Annotated in this window: 19 protein-coding genes; 8 read left to right on the forward strand and 11 right to left on the reverse strand. The window is 72.0% G+C overall.

Features of this window, described 5'->3' with window-relative positions; translation table 11 throughout:
- Positions 1-90: 90 nt before the first annotated feature.
- Positions 91-1,005 (forward strand): DMT family transporter, encoded by a 915-nt coding sequence (locus ACZYRU_RS26445; RefSeq protein WP_488960095.1) that lies wholly within the window; start codon positions 91-93, stop codon positions 1,003-1,005.
- Between the two features lie 3 nt (positions 1,006-1,008).
- Here the strand turns inward: ACZYRU_RS26445 and ACZYRU_RS26450 are convergent, their stop codons facing one another.
- The 3 genes from ACZYRU_RS26450 to ACZYRU_RS26460 are packed head-to-tail and all read right to left on the reverse strand — an operon-like array spanning position 1,009 to position 3,855.
- Positions 1,009-1,929, reverse strand: coding sequence for a DMT family transporter (locus tag ACZYRU_RS26450; RefSeq protein WP_488960096.1), 921 nt, complete (start codon positions 1,927-1,929; stop codon positions 1,009-1,011).
- Between the two features lie 43 nt (positions 1,930-1,972).
- On the reverse strand, positions 1,973-2,650 hold the full coding sequence (locus tag ACZYRU_RS26455; RefSeq protein WP_488960097.1) for a response regulator: 678 nt from the start codon (positions 2,648-2,650) through the stop codon (positions 1,973-1,975).
- Positions 2,647-3,855, reverse strand: coding sequence for a sensor histidine kinase (locus ACZYRU_RS26460; protein WP_488960098.1), 1,209 nt, complete (start codon positions 3,853-3,855; stop codon positions 2,647-2,649). The genes ACZYRU_RS26455 and ACZYRU_RS26460 overlap by 4 nt, the downstream gene beginning before the upstream one ends.
- Before the next feature lie 122 nt (positions 3,856-3,977).
- Between ACZYRU_RS26460 and phoU the strand changes: the two genes are divergently transcribed.
- Positions 3,978-4,631 (forward strand): phosphate signaling complex protein PhoU, encoded by a 654-nt coding sequence (gene phoU, locus ACZYRU_RS26465; protein WP_488960099.1) that lies wholly within the window; start codon positions 3,978-3,980, stop codon positions 4,629-4,631.
- A gap of 126 nt (positions 4,632-4,757) precedes the next feature.
- Here phoU and ACZYRU_RS26470 read toward each other — a convergent pair whose 3' ends face one another.
- Positions 4,758-6,164, reverse strand: coding sequence for an MFS transporter (locus ACZYRU_RS26470; protein WP_488960100.1), 1,407 nt, complete (start codon positions 6,162-6,164; stop codon positions 4,758-4,760).
- 131 nt (positions 6,165-6,295) lie between these two features.
- Here ACZYRU_RS26470 and ACZYRU_RS26475 point away from each other — a divergent pair, with 131 nt between their 5' ends.
- Positions 6,296-6,859 (forward strand): TetR/AcrR family transcriptional regulator, encoded by a 564-nt coding sequence (locus tag ACZYRU_RS26475; RefSeq protein WP_488960101.1) that lies wholly within the window; start codon positions 6,296-6,298, stop codon positions 6,857-6,859.
- A 141-nt stretch (positions 6,860-7,000) separates the two neighbouring features.
- Here ACZYRU_RS26475 and ACZYRU_RS26480 read toward each other — a convergent pair whose 3' ends face one another.
- The 3 genes from ACZYRU_RS26480 to ACZYRU_RS26490 all read right to left on the reverse strand — a co-directional run bounded on the left by ACZYRU_RS26480 (position 7,001) and on the right by ACZYRU_RS26490 (position 9,428).
- A complete protein-coding gene (locus ACZYRU_RS26480) occupies positions 7,001-7,747 on the reverse strand; it encodes a phosphoglyceromutase (RefSeq protein WP_488960102.1) in 747 nt (248 codons plus the stop codon).
- Complete coding sequence (locus ACZYRU_RS26485; RefSeq protein WP_488960103.1) at positions 7,747-8,358, reverse strand: copper chaperone PCu(A)C; 612 nt, start codon at positions 8,356-8,358, stop codon at positions 7,747-7,749. Before ACZYRU_RS26485 ends, ACZYRU_RS26480 begins: the two co-directional genes overlap by 1 nt.
- A 68-nt stretch (positions 8,359-8,426) precedes the next feature.
- Positions 8,427-9,428: a UbiA prenyltransferase family protein gene (locus ACZYRU_RS26490; RefSeq protein ID WP_488960104.1), complete on the reverse strand. Its 1,002-nt coding sequence runs from the start codon at positions 9,426-9,428 to the stop codon at positions 8,427-8,429.
- Positions 9,429-9,711: 283 nt separating this feature from the next.
- Between ACZYRU_RS26490 and ACZYRU_RS26495 the strand changes: the two genes are divergently transcribed.
- Both ACZYRU_RS26495 and ACZYRU_RS26500 read left to right on the forward strand, forming a co-directional pair.
- Positions 9,712-10,197: a CarD family transcriptional regulator gene (locus ACZYRU_RS26495; RefSeq protein ID WP_028654642.1), complete on the forward strand. Its 486-nt coding sequence runs from the start codon at positions 9,712-9,714 to the stop codon at positions 10,195-10,197.
- A gap of 43 nt (positions 10,198-10,240) precedes the next feature.
- A complete protein-coding gene (locus tag ACZYRU_RS26500; protein WP_488960105.1) occupies positions 10,241-10,849 on the forward strand; it encodes a 2-C-methyl-D-erythritol 4-phosphate cytidylyltransferase in 609 nt (202 codons plus the stop codon).
- On the opposite strand, the gene ACZYRU_RS26505 is transcribed toward ACZYRU_RS26500, so the two are convergent.
- Entirely contained in the window at positions 10,846-11,406 is a 561-nt protein-coding gene (locus ACZYRU_RS26505) for a M15 family metallopeptidase (protein ID WP_488960106.1), read from the reverse strand. The genes ACZYRU_RS26500 and ACZYRU_RS26505 overlap by 4 nt on opposite strands.
- 87 nt (positions 11,407-11,493) lie before the next feature.
- On the opposite strand from ACZYRU_RS26505, the gene ACZYRU_RS26510 reads away from it, so the two are divergent.
- Both ACZYRU_RS26510 and ACZYRU_RS26515 read left to right on the forward strand, forming a co-directional pair.
- Positions 11,494-12,159: a response regulator transcription factor gene (locus ACZYRU_RS26510; RefSeq protein WP_488960107.1), complete on the forward strand. Its 666-nt coding sequence runs from the start codon at positions 11,494-11,496 to the stop codon at positions 12,157-12,159.
- Positions 12,146-13,285 carry a sensor histidine kinase gene (locus ACZYRU_RS26515; protein ID WP_488960108.1) on the forward strand — a complete coding sequence of 380 codons (1,140 nt, stop codon included), beginning with the start codon at positions 12,146-12,148 and terminating at the stop codon, positions 13,283-13,285. Before ACZYRU_RS26510 ends, ACZYRU_RS26515 begins: the two co-directional genes overlap by 14 nt.
- Here ACZYRU_RS26515 and ACZYRU_RS26520 read toward each other — a convergent pair.
- The 3 genes from ACZYRU_RS26520 to ispF all read right to left on the reverse strand — a co-directional run bounded on the left by ACZYRU_RS26520 (position 13,282) and on the right by ispF (position 15,713).
- Positions 13,282-13,992, reverse strand: coding sequence for an IspD/TarI family cytidylyltransferase (locus ACZYRU_RS26520; protein WP_488960109.1), 711 nt, complete (start codon positions 13,990-13,992; stop codon positions 13,282-13,284). The two genes, ACZYRU_RS26515 and ACZYRU_RS26520, sit on opposite strands and share 4 nt — an antisense overlap.
- Positions 13,993-14,163: 171 nt before the next feature.
- Entirely contained in the window at positions 14,164-15,120 is a 957-nt protein-coding gene (locus ACZYRU_RS26525) for an alpha/beta fold hydrolase (RefSeq protein ID WP_488960110.1), read from the reverse strand.
- A gap of 101 nt (positions 15,121-15,221) precedes the next feature.
- Positions 15,222-15,713, reverse strand: coding sequence for a 2-C-methyl-D-erythritol 2,4-cyclodiphosphate synthase (ispF, locus tag ACZYRU_RS26530; protein WP_488960111.1), 492 nt, complete (start codon positions 15,711-15,713; stop codon positions 15,222-15,224).
- Positions 15,714-15,745: 32 nt separating this feature from the next.
- Here ispF and ACZYRU_RS26535 point away from each other — a divergent pair, with 32 nt between their 5' ends.
- On the forward strand, positions 15,746-17,284 hold the full coding sequence (locus ACZYRU_RS26535) for a molybdopterin-dependent oxidoreductase (RefSeq protein ID WP_488960112.1): 1,539 nt from the start codon (positions 15,746-15,748) through the stop codon (positions 17,282-17,284).
- Positions 17,285-17,287: the final 3 nt, after the last annotated feature.

Below are 17,287 nucleotides of genomic sequence, written 5' to 3' on the forward strand. Positions count from 1 at the left end.
CACCCAGGGGACGGAGCCGACGACCTGTCCTCGACATCATCCGCCAGAGAATTCTCGAAGGATGTCGGTGGACCTCCCTAGAGTCCTCTCGTGACGAAGCGTGGATGGTCGCTGTTCCTGGCGATGTGCCTGATCTGGGGCCTGCCGTACCTGTTCATCCGGATCGCGGTCGACCACGTCTCCCCGGCCGGTCTCGTCTTCCTCCGTACGGCGCTCGCAGCGCTCGTCCTGCTCCCGCTGGCGCTCGTCCGACACGAGGTCGCCCCGGTGCTGGCCCGCTGGCGTCCGCTCGTGCTGTTCGCCGTCATCGAGATCATGATCCCGTGGGTGCTGCTGGGTCACGCCGAGCAGCGGATCTCCTCGTCCCTGGCGGGACTGCTGGTCGCCGCCGTGCCCCTGTTCGGCGCGCTGGCGTTCCTCGTGACCAGCCACGCGGAGCGCTTCACCGCGGCCCAGACCGGCGGCCTGGCGCTCGGTTTCGCGGGTGTGGCCTGCCTGGTCGGCCTCGACATCGGGCACATCGAGGTGCTCGCCGTGGTCGAGATGCTGGGCGTGGCGGTCTGCTACGCGACCGGGCCGATCATCCTCGCCCGCTGGTTCGCCGACGTCTCCGGGCTGGGCGTCATGTCCTGCGCGCTCACCCTGACCGCCGTCGTCTACTCGCCCTTCGGCGTGGTGGACCCGCCGACCGACCTGCCGGCGAAGGCCTGGCTCAGCGTCGTCGTGCTGGCCCTGGTCTGCACCGCGCTGGCGTTCGTGGTCTTCCTCGAGCTGATCAAGGTCGCCGGCCCGACCCGCTCGACGATCATCACCTACGTGAACCCGGCCGTCGCGATCACGCTCGGCGTGCTGCTGCTCGACGAGAAGCTCACCACCGGCATGCTCGTCGGCTTCCCGCTGATCCTGGTCGGCTGCGTCATCGCCGCGGGCGGTCGAGCTGCCACGGCCGCGAGCACCGAGCCGGCGGCCGAGTGCGCGGTCGTTCCCGACCCGGACCCGGCCTGACGTTCAGCGGGTCCGGCGCGCCACCGCCACGCCGACGAGCGCGAGCACGCCGCCGGCGTACGCGACGACAGGCGGGACCTCGTCGAGGAACACCAGCCCCAGCACGATCGTCAGCGGCGGCACCAGGTAGGTCGTGACGCCGAGGGCGGAGGCGGTCATGTGCCGCAGCGCGTACGCGTAGGTCGTGAAGGCGATCGCGGTCGGGAACACCCCGAGGTAGACCAGCCACAGCGTCGACGACAGCGGCGCGTCGCCGACCTCGGCGACCAGCCGGCCCGCCCACGGCAGGCAGGTCACGACGCCGACGGTGCACGCCAGCCATGTGACGTGGACGGCGGAGAGCTCGGCGACGAGGGGCTTCTGCACGATCACGCTGATGGAGTACGCCGCCGCGGGCACCAGGCACAGCACGACTCCGAGCAGGTCGCCGGTGTTGTCCCCGCCCGAGGTGGACAGGCCGATCACGACGACGCCGGAGAACGCCAGGGCCAGCCCGGCGGCGAGCTGGGCGGTGAACCGCTCGCCGAGGAACATCGCGGCCAGCACGGCGATGAGGACGGGGGAGACCTGCAGCAGCATCGACGCCGTACCCGCGTCGACCCGCTGCTCGCCGGAGTTGAGCGAGAGGTTGTAGACCCCGAACCAGAGCACGCCGATCGTCGCGATCGAGATCCACTGCCGGCGGGTCGGGTGGGGCAGCCCCTGCGCCAGGGCGACCGGGGCGAGGGCCAGCGCGCCGGTCGTCAGCCGGCCGAGGGACAGCGCACCGGCGGAGAAGTCGTGGGCGAGGTGCCGGATGCCGACGAAGGCGCTCGCCCACAGCACGAGCGTGACCCCGACGGCGGCCAGGGCCAGCGGCCCGGTCTTGCCGCCGCCGCTCGTGTCCGGAGCGGCGGCGGGGGCGGCGGGTTCAGCGGCGGTCACGGCTCCACGCTAGGGGGCGCGTGACCCGCCGGTCGCGCGCTTTTCAGACGTCGAACTTGTAGCCCAGGCCGCGCACCGTGACGAGGAACTTCGGCTCGCTCGGCTCGGGCTCCAGCTTGGCGCGCAGCCGCTTGACGTGCACGTCGAGGGTCTTGGTGTCGCCGACGTAGTCGGAGCCCCAGACCCGGTCGATGAGCTGGCCGCGGGTGAGCACCCGGCCCGGGTTGCGCAGGAACATCTCGAGCAGCTCGAACTCCTTGAGCGGCAGCCGCTGCTCGTTGCCGTCGACCGTCACGACGTGCCGCTCGACGTCCATCCGGACCGGACCGGCCTCGAGCGTGTCGGGCAGCAGCTCGTCGCCGATGCCGCGGCGCAGGACCGCACGGATGCGGGCGACCAGCTCACGGGGGGAGTACGGCTTGGTGACGTAGTCGTCGGCGCCGAGCTCGAGCCCGACTACCTTGTCGACCTCGTCGTCCTTGGCGCTGACCATGATCACCGGCACGTTCGACGTCTGCCGGATCGTGCGGCACACCTCGGTGCCGGGGATGCCCGGAAGCATCAGGTCGAGCAGCACGATGTCGGCGCCGTTGCGGTCGAACTCCTTGAGCGCCTCGTTGCCGTCGGCTGCGATCGCGACCTCGAACCCCTCCTTTCGGAGCAGGTAGGCGAGCGCGTCGCTGTAGCTCTCCTCGTCCTCGACGACAAGTACCCGGGTCATGCGTCCTCCTGATCATTCGTGCGTCCGCCCGGCGAGTCCGGGGTGGACGCGAGCGGCGCGAGCCGAAGGTACGGCCCGTCCGCCTCGTGGTGCGCGTGCTGCGGGAGCGTGAGGGTGAAGGTCGAGCCCTGCCCCTCCACGGACCACACGCGCACCTCACCGCCGTGGGTGGCGGCCACGTGCTTGACGATCGACAGCCCCAGGCCGGTGCCGCCGGTCGAGCGGTGCCGGGCCGGGTCGACCCGGTAGAACCGCTCGAAGATGCGCTCGACCTCGGCCTCGGGGATGCCGATGCCCTGGTCGATGACGGAGATCTCCACGTTGGGCCCGACCCGCTTGCGGGTCACCACGACGCGGGAGTTGGGCTCGGAGTAGGCCACGGCGTTCGCCACCAGGTTGGAGACCGCGGCGCCGACCTGCTTCTCGCTGCCGAGGACCTTGAGCCCCTCCTCGCCCTCGGCGATGAGCTGGATGTCCTTGGCGTTGGCGTTCATGTCGACGAAGTCGACCGCCGAGGCGACGACGTCGTCGATCGAGACGGGGACCGGCGAGTCGAGCGGCTCGTCGCCCTGGAGCCGCGAGAGCTCGATGATCTGCTGGATCAACCGGGAGAGCCGGTCGCTCTCGGTGAGCATCCGCGACGCGAACCGGTAGACCGCCTCGGGGTCGTCCGACGCGTCCTGCACCGCCTCGGCGAGCAGCCGCATCGCGCCGACCGGCGTCTTCAGCTCGTGGCTCACGTTGGCCACGAAGTCGCGTCGTACGGCATCGACCTGGCGCTCGCGGGTGCGGTCCTCGACCAGGGCCAGGACCAGGCGCGAGCCCAGCGGCGCCACGCGGGCGGTGACGTGGCGCGGGGTGCCGGCCGCGCGTGGCACGATCAGCTCGGTCTCGCGGATCTGCCCGTCGCGTCGTACCTGCTGGATCAGGCGGCCGAGCTCGTCGGACAGGAGCGTCGTACCGCGCACGAAGCCCATGGCGTACGCCGGCGCCGACGCCTTCACGACGGTGTCGGACTCGTCGACGACGACCGCGCTGCTGCGCAGCACCGAGAGCACCGCGGCCACGCCGTCGGGCAGCAGCGGCTCGTCGGGGGCCTGGTAGACACGTTGCTGGCGGTCGCTGAGGTGCCATGCCAACATGGCCCCGCCCGCCACGAGGGCGCCGAGGAGCGCGGCCAGGAAGGCCTGCGTCGTCGGATCCACGTCTCGATCGTACGGCGCGCGCGGGTCCGGGTTCCGAATCAGCGAGGCCGTGCTTCGCGATGTTCATCCCGCGTTCACCGCACCTCGCTTGCTGGACACCTCGGCTCCGTACGCTCGGGCCCATGCGTGATGCCTACACCGACCAGCTCGACGCGATCTTCGACGACCTCGCCGGAATCTCCCGCCGCGTCCAGTCCGCCGTCGGGGAGGCCACCGAGGCCCTGATGACCGGCAACTCCTCGATCGCCGAGAAGGTGATCAGCGAGGACGCCGACATCGACCGTGCCCGCGAGAAGGTCGAGGACTCCTGCTTCGCCCTGCTCTCGCTGCAGCAGCCGGTCGCCGGCGACCTGCGCACCGTCGTCGCCGCGCTCCGCATGGTCGCCGAGCTCGAGCGGATGGGCGACCTGTCGGTCCACGTCGCCAAGATCGCCCGCCTGCGCGTGCCGGACGTCGCCGTACCCGAGGAGGTCCGCCCGACCATGGCGCGGATGGCCGAGGTCGCCGAGGACATGGTCGGCCGGGTCACCGAGGTCATCTCCGGTCGCGACGTCGAGGCCGCCATCGCGCTGGGCCGCGACGACGAGGAGATGGACCAGCTGCGCCGCCGCAGCTTCACCGAGCTGCTCGGCGACGAGTGGACCCACGGCGTCGAGGCCGCGGTCGACATCGCCCTCCTCGGCCGCTACTACGAGCGGATCGCCGACCACGCCGTCTCGGTCGCCAACCGGGTCATCTTCGTGGTCACCGGCCACAACCCTGCTCCCGCTGCCTGACCGCCGACCCGGCAGAAACTGGCTCCGAAAACGCGCCGACCCGGCAGAAACTGGCTCCGAAAACGCGCCGACCCGGCAGAACGTGGCCTCTCGTGCCACTTCCTGCCGGGTCGGCGCCTTTTCGGGCTAGTTCGTGACGGGTCGGCCCTCCAGGACGACCGCGCGGGGGCGGGCGAGCAGCGTCGCCGCGCTCACCAGCCCGAGCGCCGCGATCACCGAGGCCGCCGCGAAGCCGGCGTGGGCACCGGCCAGGAAGTCACCGGGGACCGCGTGCGAGGCGTACACCGACGCGATGACGGCCAGGCCGACCGCGCCGCCGAGCTGCTGCATGGTCTGCAGCAGGCCCGAGGCCGAGCCGGCGTGCTCCGGCTCGACGCCCTGCAGGGCCAGCGAGGTGATCGGCATGAAGCTGCCGCCCATGCTCAGGCCCATCCCGAGCAGGGCCGGGAAGACGCCGGTCCAGTAGCTCGTCGAGGCGTCGACCTGGTGGAGCAGCACGAAGCTCGCGAGTACGCCGACGGCGCCGGCGACGATGATCGGCGGCTGTGAGAACCGGGCCACCAGCCGCGGGGTGATCCGCGACATCGTGAACACGCTCAGCGGGATCGGCAGGAACGCGAACCCGGTCTGCAGCGGGCCGTAGCCGAGGTCCTCCTCGAAGTACTGGACCATCAGGAAGAAGGTGGCCAGCATGCCGCCGTACAGCGCCGCCATGGTGACCAGGGTGGCGACCCGGGTCCGGCTGCGGAGCAGGCCCAGGCGCAGCAGCGGGTGGCTGTGGCGCCGCTCGGTGACGACGAGGGCGACGGCGAGCACGACTGCCAGGACCAGGCCGAGGATGGTCGCAGCAGAGGTCCAGCCGTGCTCGGGCGCCTTGATGAGCGTCCAGACGAGGGTGGCGGCCGCGCCGGTGGAGGTGATCGCGCCGATGATGTCGAAGCGGCCGGGACGGCGGGGCGTGTCGACGACGTGGCGGCGTACGGTCAGCAGTACTGCCACGCCGATCGGCACGTTGATGAACAGGGTCCAGCGCCAGTTGAGGACGTCGGTCAGGACGCCGCCGAGCAGCATGCCGAGTGCGGCGCCGCCGGACGAGACCGCCGTGAAGAGTGCGAGGGCCCGGTTGCGGGCGGCGTCGTTGGGCGCGGACGTGGTGATGAGGGCGAGCACCGCCGGTGCGGCGATCGCTGCGCCCACGCCCTGGAGGGCGCGGGCGGTGACGAGCATCCAGGGCTCGGTGGCCAGGCCGCCGAGCAGCGAGAAGAGGGTGAACACCGCCAGGCCGATCCAGAAGACCGAGAGCCGGCCGAAGACGTCGCCGAGCCGCCCGCCGAGGAGCAGCAGGCCGCCGAAGGCGAGCGCGTAGCCGTTGAGGACCCACGACAGCGACGCCGCGCCGAAGTGGAGGTCGGTGGCGATGTGGGGGAGTCCGACGTTCATGACGGCGGAGTCGAGGACCAGCATGAGCTGGGCCAGCAGCACGATGAAGATGCCCGTGGAGGTGGTGGTCCGGGCGGTCGCCCGGGGTGCCACGGGAGTGAGCGTGGAGGTAGACAAGGGTGATGTCCTGTTCTGGCCGGAGAGGCCGAGGTACTCTTTAGCGGAGGATGACTCCGGTTAGTCCTCAACGATACGGAGGGTGTCTCCGTTTAGCAAGGGAAAAGGTGGACCGAGTGCGCGCCGACGCCGTACGCAACCGTGAGCGGATCGCTGACATCGCCCGCCAGCTGTTCCGTGAGAAGGGGTACGACGCCGTCTCGATGGACGAGGTCGCCAAGACCGCCGGGGTCGGTGTCGGGACGCTCTACCGCCACTTCCCGACCAAGGAGGCGCTCTACGACGCCGCCATCCAGGCCTGGGTCGAGACCGTGAACGCGGCCGCCGAGAAGGCTCTCGCCGGCGAGGGCAGCGCGCGCGAGCGGATGCTCGCCTGGTTCGACGCGTACGTCGAGTTCCTCACCCGTCACAAGGGTGCCGCCTGGCGGATCACCAGCGCGCTCGGCGACGAGGGCTCACCCTTCGCCGCGAAGTGCCGCACCTACCTCAACGCCAACCAGCGGGTCATCGACGCGCTGAGCGCCGAGGGTGCGCTGCGCGGCGACGTCGACGCGCTCCAGCTGTGCCGCCTGGTCGGCGGGGTCGCCGCGGTCGTCGACAACAGCGAGCTGGACCCGGCTGCGGCCCGGTCGATGCTGGCGGTCGTCGCCGACGGGGTGCTCGCCGGCTGACCGACCCGGCGCGAACTGGCCCGGAAACGACGCCGACCCGGCAGAAAATGACCTCGGAGAGGCCAGTTTCTGCCGGGTCGGTGCGTTTCCCGGGCTACTTTCTGCCGGGTCGGCGCAGATCCGGAGCCAGTTCGGGCCGGGTCAGCGGCCCTGGTTGGCGACGGCAGCGGCCGCCTCGGCAGCGGCCTCGGGGTCGAGGTACCGGCCGCCGGGGACGACGGGCGCGAGGGTGTCCTCGTCGAGCTCGTAGACCAGCGGCATCCCGGTGGGGATGTTGAGGCCGGTGATGTCGGCGTCGCTCATCTGGTCGAGGTGCTTCACGATCGCGCGCAGGCTGTTGCCGTGCGCGGCGATGAGGACGGTGTGGCCGGCGCGCAGGTCCGGAACGATGCCGGCGTCCCAGTAGGGGAGCAGCCGGTCGATGACCTGCTTGAGCGCCTCGGCGCGGGGCAGGTCGTCGCCGAGGTCGGCGTAGCGCGGGTCGCCGGCCTGGGAGTACGGGTCGTTGTCGTCGAGCGGCGGCGGCGGTACGTCGAACGAGCGGCGCCAGAGCATGAACTGCTCCTCGCCGTACTCGTCCTTGATCGCCTTCTTGTCCTTGCCCTGCAGGGCGCCGTAGTGGCGCTCGTTGAGGCGCCAGGATCGGCGGACGGGGATCCAGTGCCGGTCGGCGGCGTCGAGCGCGAGCGCGGCGGTGTTGATCGCACGGCGCTGCAGCGAGGTGTGCACGACGTCCGGCAGGATGCCGGCCTCCTTGAGGAGGTCGCCGCCGCGGATCGCCTCGCCGCGGCCCTTCTCGGTCAGCGCGACGTCGACCCAGCCGGTGAAGAGGTTCTTCGCGTTCCACTCGCTCTCGCCGTGGCGGAGCAGGACCAGCGTGAACGTCATCAGTGCTCGCCCTCGGGGGCCGGCGCCTCGTCGGAGCAGTTGAAGGTCGCGTCGCCGGTCTCGTCGGCGTGCGCCTCGCCGCCCTCCTCCTCGGCTGCGGCGTCGGCGGCAGCACCGTCGGTGGCCTTCTCCGAGGCGGACTCGCTGGGCGTGGGCACCTGGGTGTACTGGTAGCACGGCTTGACGACCGGGACGTCGAGGCTGAGCGTCGTACCGTCGCTGAAGGTCAGGTCGAGCGGGATGACGTCGCCGGCGGTGAAGTTGCCGGTCAGCGGTACGTCGGCCGCGGTGGCCAGGTTGACCGTGCCACGGCCCGCGACCTCGACCGGCTCGAACTTGCCCGCGGAGACACCAGCGGTCGACGACACGGACTCGAGCGAGGCGTCCTTGCGCAGGTTGTTGGACAGCGCGCCGATCAGCCGGCCCTCGCCCTGCGCGGTCGCGAGCACCCGGATGCCGAGCGCGTCGACGTTGCCGGTGCGGTCGTTGACGCCCGAGGAGATCGTGTTGACCCGGTCGGTCGGGTAGTGGAACCCGCAGCCGCTCAGGGCAGTGGCGGGAACGACGGCCAGCAGCAGACCGGCGAGCGCGGATCGGCGCAGGTGGGGCATGGCGGAAGGCCTCCGGGTCAGGTGGGGTCGAAGCGGGCTCACTCTAGCGTTGAGCAGTGCCGGGTCGCTCAGCGGCTCAGGCCGACGCGGGCGCCGACCACGACCAGGGCGACGACGACGCCGACGCTGAACAGGGTCGAGAGCGCCAGCAGCCGGGTCGCGCCGAGCTTGAGTCCGAGCTTGAGCGGCAGGTAGGTCCAGCCGTCCTCGTGGTCGGCGACCAGGCCCCACACCGCACGCATGAAGTGGATGCCGACGCCGAGCAGCGCGGCGAGCGCCACGATCGCCGGCTCGGGCGCGCTGCCGACGGCCTTGCCGCCCCAACCGCCCCAGGAGAGGTACGCCGGCAGCAGGGCGAACGACGCCGCCCACGACCACCACGAGAAGAACCCGGTCCTCAGCACGACGTTGCCGAGCATCGCGACAGCCACGGAGCCCAGGTAGTAGGCGCCGGCGCGCACGCCGGTCGTCGTGGCGAGCGGGACGAGCAGCAGGAACGCGACGACGATGGCGTACCAGACGGTCCCGACCTCGAGCCGGCCGGCGCCGACCGGCTTGCCGGTCAGGCCGTGCGCCTGGTCGCGCTGCCGGTCGACGATGTCGTTGTGCCAGCCGAGGATGGTCTGGCCGACGAGCACGGTGATCAGTACGACGCCCGCCTCGCGCGCCGGGCGGCCGGCCACCGCGGCGACCAGTCCCATCGCGAGCGCGGTGGTGATCGCCTGCTTGGCGTGGGCGGCCTGCAGCAGCTGGAGCGGGAGCACCTCGGCGGGGTTGCGGCCGCCGAACAGCCAGCCGCTGACTCCCGAGCGGTCCGGGACGTGGGGGAGCGGGGGACGCTCGAGCTCGTCGTCCTCCTCCTCGACCGCCTCGTCCGCGTCGAGCGCGCCGTCGAGGTCGTCCAGATCGTCGAGATCGGCGTCGGATCCCACCTCCGGTGCCTCATCGGCCCCGTCGACCCCAGGAGTCTCGTCGACGACCTCCTCGACCGCCGTCACCTCGGCGTCCTCGACCGCCGCGGGCTCGTCGTCGAGGTCGATCTCGAAGGTCTCGTCGGGGGCCTCCGTCACCAGGGTCCCCTCCTCCGAAGTTCGGCTGCGTCGCCAGCGCTGCATCTTCGCCATGGCGAGCAGTATTGACCACGGCCGACCAGCATGGGCGCGGGCCCGCCGATCGGGCGGGACCGGCCGTCGTACCCCTGTGGGTGACCTGTCCCACACTGCGACGACCCGCCCGGACCATACGACTGGCCACCTGTCAAGACGCCGATGGTGCCCCTGACCTGCGCAAACGCATTCGGAGAGTCGTTGAAGGCGTGGTAAGATAGGTCACCTAGGAAGGGGTTTTGCTCATATGACTTTCACCGTCGGCGAAACGGTCGTCTACCCCAATCACGGGGCCGCTGTCATCGAGAACATCGAGATGCGGACGATCAAGGGCCAGGAACGGCAGTACCTCGTGCTTCGGATTGTCGCCCAGCAGGACCTCGTGGTCCGCGTTCCGGCTGACAACCTCGATCTCGTGGGTGTTCGGGATGTCGTGGACAAGGACGGGCTGGACCGGGTCTTCGGAGTGCTCCGCGCGGAGCACGTCGAGGAGCCGACCAACTGGTCGAGGCGCTACAAGGCGAACCTCGAGAAGCTCCACAGTGGCGACGTCATGAAGGTGGCCGAGGTCGTCCGCGACCTGTGGCGCCGCGAGCGTGACCGCGGTCTGTCGGCCGGCGAGAAGCGGATGCTCGCCAAGGCCCGCCAGATCCTGGTCTCCGAGCTCGCCCTGTGCGAGAACACCAACGAGGACAAGGCCGAGACCATCCTCGACGAGGTGCTCGCCTCGTAGGCACCTCCAGCAACGCGCCGACGGCGTCATACGGTGGGTTCCGATGAACCCGCACCCGTATGACGCCGTCGACCTTTTTGCCCCCGTCGCCGGGATCGTGGTCGAGGAGGGCCGTGGCGCCCTGCCGTTCCACCTGATCCACGGCGAGTCCCTCGTGGCCGCCGCCGCCTGGGCCGCGGGTGAGGCCGGCGTCGACCTGCTCGACCAGACCATCCCTTGGGAGGCGGTCGTCGAGCGCGAGGAGCCGTTGCTCCTGCACGACCCGCTCTGCCCGATGACCCCGCCCGAGTTCCTGCGCCGCTGCGCCGAGCGGGCCGCGGTCGAGGACCGCGTGGTCGTCGGGGTCCGGCCGGTGACCGACACGGTCAAGGAGCTGCACCCCGTCGCTGACGGCGAGGTCGTCGGTACGACGGTCGACCGCGACGCCCTCGTCGCCGTCTGCTCGCCCGTGGTGCTGCCCGCAGCGGTGGTCGCCGACCTCCTCGGCGACGGCGGCAGCCTGCCCACGACCGACTTCGTCGAGCTGGTGAGCACCCTGCGCCACCGCTACGGCGCCGAGCGGGTGCTCCTCGTCGAGGCACCGCCCGAGGCCCGGCGGATCGCCTCCGCCGCCGACCTCCCGGTGCTCGAGGCGCTGACCGACCCGCGTTAGCGGTTGCGCGGGTCCCGGGTCGGGTCGGCGTACCGCGGCGGACAGCCGTCGTCGACCGCCTTCGCCCGCAGCTCGAAGTGCCAGGGCTCGTTGTCGTAGATCCGGCACAGGCCGTACTCCGCGCCGTACGTCCCCAGCCAGGCCGCGGCGCGCGCCGGGCCGATGTCGACGGCGTCGCCCGACACGTGCGGCGAGCTGTCCGGCGTGGAGACCCAGCGGGCGGCCTCCTCCCGTGAGCCGTACGTCGTGACCGCCTCGTCGAGCAGCCGCTGCTGGTACGACCGGGAGCGCCAGCCGCTGTTGACCTCGAGATCGACGTCGTCGTCGACCGCCGCGGTCGCGGCCCGCCGCAGCGCGCGCAGCAGGTCGGGATCGAGCTCGGTCACGCCGGCGTGCGTGACGTCGTACACCGAGGTGCCGTCCGGCAGCTCCCCGTCGCCGACGGGACCGGTGTCGGCCGCCGACGAGGTCGAGGTCAGGGAGCGGTAGCCGACGGCGCCGAGCAGCACGAACACGATGAGGAGGAGGAAGACCGGACGGGTGGGGGACGTGGTCATGCGAGGAGTCAAGGCAGCGGCGCGTTGCCGGGGCGTATCGGTTTTCCGATACACCGGCGATATCCGGGGACTCGTAGCATCGACCGGGTGCGGGTACTGATCGTCGAGGACGAGCCTCTCCTGGCCGAGGCCGTCCGGGACGGACTGCGCCTGGAGGCGATCGCGGCCGACATCGCCGGCGACGGCGACACCGCCCTCGACCTGCTGAGCGTCAACGCGTACGACATCGCGGTGCTCGACCGGGACGTGCCCGGTCCGTCGGGGGACGAGATCGCGCGGCGCATCGTCGCCTCCGGCAGCGGGATGCCGATCCTGATGCTCACCGCGGCCGACCGGCTCGACGACAAGGCGTCCGGTTTCGGGCTCGGCGCCGACGACTACCTGACCAAGCCGTTCGAGCTCGCCGAGCTGGTGCTCCGGCTCCGCGCGCTCGACCGCCGCCGCGCCCACCACCGGCCGCCGGTGCGCGAGATCGCCGGGGTGCGCCTCGACCCCTTCCGCCGCGAGGTGCACCGCGACGGCCGGTACGTCGCGCTGACCCGCAAGCAGTTCGCGGTGCTGGAGGTCCTCGTGGCCGCCGAGGGCGGCGTCGTGAGCGCCGAGGAGCTGCTCGAGCGGGCCTGGGACGAGAACGCCGACCCGTTCACCAACGCCGTTCGGATCACCGTCTCGGCGCTGCGCAAGCGGCTCGGCGAGCCGTGGGTGATCGCCACCGTCGCGGGCGTCGGGTACCGGATCGATGTCGCGGGCTAGGCGTCCCGGGCCGAGCGTCCGACTGAGACTGACGCTGAGCTATGCCGGCTTCCTCCTCCTGGCCGGTGCGCTGCTGCTCGCCGTCGTGTGGCTGTTCCTGCTGCGCTACGTGCCTGACCGGGCGGTCACGGTGCCGGTCGACGGCGACCGGTTCTCGCCGTACCTCTTCATCCCCGGGCGCTCCGACCTGTGGGAGGCGTTCTGGCCGAAGGCCGCGCTGGTGCTGGGGTTCCTGCTGGTCTGCGGGCTCGGCGGCGGCTGGCTGCTCGCCGGGCGGATCCTCGCGCCGCTCGGCCGGATCACCGAGGCCACGCGCCGGGCCGCGGGTGGGTCGCTCACCCACCGGATCGCGCTGCGCGGACGCGACGACGAGTTCCGCGAACTGGCCGACGCCTTCGACGGCATGCTCGCGCGGCTCGACGCGCACGTCGCCGAGCAGCAGCGCTTCGCTGCCAACGCCTCGCACGAGCTGCGCACCCCGCTGACCATCACCCAGACCCTGCTGGAGCTGGCCCGCAAGGACCCGACCCGCGACACCACCCGGCTCGTCGAGAGCCTGTACGCCGTCAACACCCGCGCGATCGACCTGATCGAGGCGCTCCTGGTGCTCAGCCGGGCCGACCGGCGTTCGTTCGCCCGCGAGGACGTCGACCTGTCGCTGCTGGCCGAGGAGGCCACCGAGACGCTGTTGCCGCTCGCCGAGGCGCGGAGCATCGCCCTCGAGACCTCCGGCGACCTGGCGGTCACCCAGGGGGAGCCCGCCCTGCTGCTGCAGCTCACCACGAACCTCACCCACAACGCGATCGTCCACAACCTCCCCGAGGGCGGCCGCGTTCGCGTCACCACCTGCCGGGAGCCGGCAGCCGCCGTGCTGCGGGTGGAGAACACCGGCGCGCTGCTCCACCCCGACCTGGTCGCCACGCTGGCAGAGCCGTTCCAGCGGGGTTCGGCCCGTACCCACGTCGAGCCTGCGCAGGCGGGTAGGCAGGGCGGTCACGCCGGTGCCGGGCTCGGCCTCGCGATCGCCCGGAGCATCGCCGAGGCGCACGACGGCAGCCTGACCCTCGTGGCGCAGCCTGGCGGCGGGCTGCAGGTGACGGTACGTCTGCCGGCTGCTCCCGGCTAGGAGAGCAGGCGCTCGGCGACCTGGAGGTCCTCGGCGAAGGTCACCTTGAGGTTGCCGGGGCCGGCAGGCACCGCCCGCACCTCGTTCCCCGCGGGCGCGAACTGCGCGAAGGCCGCCGCGGTGTCGGTGCCGTCGAAGCCGGCCGCTGCGGCGGCGCGGTAGGCCTCGAGGAGGGGAGCGGCCCGGAACGCCTGCGGGGTCGCGACGCCCACCAGCCGGGTGCCCGCCCCGCCCGGTGCGGGAGCGGCCGTCGCGTCGCGGGGGAGCAGGCCGGCCAGCTCGTGGGTCGGTACGGCGCCCCCGTGCTCGCGTGCCGTCGCGATCGCCGCCTCGAACAGGGCCACGCTCGCCAGCGGACGCGCGCCGTCGTGGATCGCGATGACGTCGACACTGCCGTCGGCCACCCGTGGGGCGAGCGCAGCCAGCGCTGCCTGCTCGGAGTCCTGCCGGGTCGCGCCACCCTCGACGAGCAGCACGTCGCGCTCGCCGATGACCGGCATCAGGGCGGGGCCGACGTCCGCGCGCTCGCCGGGGCGGTGCACCACGACGACGGGGTCGACGCCCGGCACCTCCAGGGCGGTGAGCACGGACCAGGCCAGCACCGGGCGGCCGCGCAGCGGCAGCAGGATCTTGTTGACCTCGGCGCCCACGCGGCTGCCGCTCCCGGCGGCGAGGACGACGACGGCTGCGGTCGGGGCGGTGGTCACCGGGTGAGCCTAGATGAGTCATTCCAAGGGCTCGTACGCTGCGCGACGCTCACCACGCACGCTGGCGGCGTTGCAGACGCTCGACGTGCGCCCAGCATGCCCTCACGTCTGCGCCTTGCCAGCGCACGCGTTGAGCGCCGCTCGGTTGCACGATCCCTTGGAATGACTCATCTAGTGACCGGCGGGGGCCCGGTGCCGTCCTCGGCGTACTGACTCCTCGGCGGGCCGGTCCTCGACCCGGGCCAGCGCGCGGTCGACGAGGGCGAACAGCTCGTCGCTCACCAGCTCGCGCCGCTCGAACGGCAGGTAGTGGCCGGCGTCGGCGGCCACGAGCAGCCGGGCGCCGCGGATCCCGCGGGCGATCTTGCCGGCGTGCTCGGGCGGGGTCAACAGGTCGCGGGTGCCGACCAGGACGGTCGTCGGGATGTCGTCGAAGGCTGCGAGGTTGCCGATCCGGTCGTGGCTCATCATGTCCTTGAAGAAGCCGGACATCGTCTCGGGAGCAGCGTGGACCAGCTGGTCGACGACGAGGGCGACGTCGCGCGAGCGGGCCGGGCGCCCGAACAGGAACCGGCGGGCGATCTGGCGCTCGATGGTCGGGAACTTCTCGCGGCGGCTCAGGCTCAGCATCCGCGACCGGTTGGCCAGGATGAACGGCAGCCGGTCGCGCAGCAGGGCGCCGGCCACGGTCGGCAGGCCCAGGGTCACCTTCGACAGCTCGCCGCTGGTCGTGCTGACGAACAGGGTGCCGACGATGCGGGGCATCAGGTCCGGCCGCTCCTCCGGGATCGCCGTGATCGTCATCCCGCCGACCGAGTGGCCGGCGATGACGAGCGGTCCCTCGGGGGCGCAGGTGTCGACGACCAGGCCGAGGTCGCGCGCGAGGTTCGGGATCGTGCACGCCGACTCGGGCGCCCGGTCCGACCGGCCGTGGCCGCGGTGGTCCCAGGTGATCACCCGGAGGTCGCGGCCGTAGCGGGCGAGCAGGTCGGTGATCTGGTAGTGCCAGTCCGACTCCTCCGCCGTCCAGCAGTGCGAGAGCAGCACCGTGAGCGGGGCGTCGTCGCGGCCGCGCACGGTCACGTGGATGCGCAGCCCGTCCTCGGTGATGACGGTGTGGTCGGACATCGGAACCCCCATGTCGGTGTCGGCGCCCCACCCTGCCACGCCGGGTGCCGGTCGCGACAGCGTGTCGCAGGAAGAGTCCGGGGTGCGGTCAGGAGGTCCGGTCAGGACGACAGCAGCGCGGTCGCGATCGCCGCGACCCCCTCGCCGCGTCCGGTCAGGCCGAGCCCGTCGGTGGTGGTGGCGGACAGGGAGACCGGGGCCCCGAGCACGCCGCCCAGCGCGGCCTCCGCCTCCGCGCGACGCGGACCGACCTTGGGCCGGTTGCCGATCACCTGGACGGCCACGTTGACGACCGAGAAGCCGGCCGCCTCGACCCGGCGTCGGGTCTCGCCGAGCAGCGCGGCACCGCTGGCGCCCGCCCACTCGGGCTCCGCCGTACCGAAGTTGCTGCCGAGGTCGCCGAGACCCGCAGCCGACAGGAGCGCGTCGCACGCCGCGTGGGCGGCGACGTCGGCGTCGGAGTGTCCGTCGAGGCGGACGTCCTCGTCGGGCCAGGTCAGGCCGCCGAGCGCGAGCGGCGGGTCCTGCGGGTCCCGGGGGACCAGGCGGTGGACGTCGGAGCCGATACCAATCCGTAAGCCCTTCGAGTGCACGGTCCGATCATGCCTGAGGAACAATCGGGCCCGTGAGGACCTCCCGTGCGTGGTGGCCGTTGGCCGGGCTGATCGCCGGTGCCGTCGGCCTGGCCGTCAGCTATGCCGCGGCTGCCCTGCTGCACGTGCGGGACTCGCCGGTCGTGGCGGTCGCCGAGGGCGTCATCGCGCTGACGCCCGGACCGGTCGCGAAGTGGGCGATCGACACCTTCGACACCAGCGACAAGAAGGTGCTCGTCGTCGGGATCCTGCTCGTGATCTCGCTGCTCTTCGGGTGGTTCGGCCGGCTCGCTCACCACCGGTGGTGGGCCGCCGTGACCGGGTACGTCGTCCTGGCCGGCATCGCCGTCGTCGCCGTGCTCACCAAGCCGACGCCCAGCCTGATCGACCTCGCGCCGGTCGTGGTCGGGCTGCTGTGCTGGCTGGTCGCGCTGGCTGTGCTCGCCGAGTGGTTGCGGCGCTGGGAGCTGGTCGAGGACGTCCCCGGGCCTGCCGACGACGCGCTGCCGACCCGGCGCCGGTTCTTCGCGATCACCGGCGCCATGGCCGCGGTGACCGTGCTCGGCGGGCTGGCCGGGCGGATCGCCGGCAACGCGCGCCGCAAGGCAGAGCAGAGCCGGCGGCTGCTGCGGATCGAGGGCGTCACCGCGCCCGCAGTACCCGACGGGGTGGCGGTCGACGTCGAGGGCGTCTCGCCCTGGCAGACGCCGAACGACGACTTCTACTTGATCGACACCGCGATCATCAAGCCGACCATCGCGCCGGTCGACTGGGAGATCCGGATCCACGGGAAGGTCGAGCGCGAGCTCCGGCTGACGTTCGCCGACCTGGTGGCGCGCGAGATCACCGAGGACTGGATCACCCTGAACTGCGTGTCCAACGAGGTCGGCGGCGACCTGATCGGCAACGCCTGGTGGAGCGGCGTGCGGCTGGCGGCGATCCTCGCCGAGGCCAAGCCGCTCCCGGGCGCGGACGCGGTGCTGCAGACCTCCGAGGACGGCTGGACCTGCGGGACGCCGCTGGCCGCGCTGATGGATGACCGCAACGCGATGCTCGCGGTGGCGATGAACGGCGAACCGCTGCCGATCGAGCACGGCTTCCCCGTGCGCACCATCGTCCCGGGCCTCTACGGCTACGTGTCGGCGTGCAAGTGGGTGGTCGACATGGAGGTCACCAGCTTCGACGACATCACGGCGTACTGGACCGACAAGGGCTGGTCCGCGCAGGGGCCGGTCAAGATCGCGTCCAAGATCGAGGTGCCGGGCGACGGTGCCGACGTACCGGCGGGCGAGCTGGTGTGCGCCGGCATCGCGTGGTTCCAGCACACCGGGATCTCCGGCGTCGAGGTGCAGGTCGACGGCGGCCGCTGGCAGCGCGCGACACTCGCGACCACCCCGAACGCCGACACGTGGGTGCAGTGGCGGGCCGTCCTCGACCTCACGCCGGGCAAGCACCAGCTCCGGGTGCGGGCGGTCGACGAGGAGGGGCGCACGCAGACCGGGGCGATCGCGGACGTCGTACCGGACGGTGCGACGGGCTGGCACACCATCGACGTCACCGCCTCGGCCTGAGAC

The sequence above is a fragment of the Nocardioides sp. F233 genome (assembly GCF_057813895.1).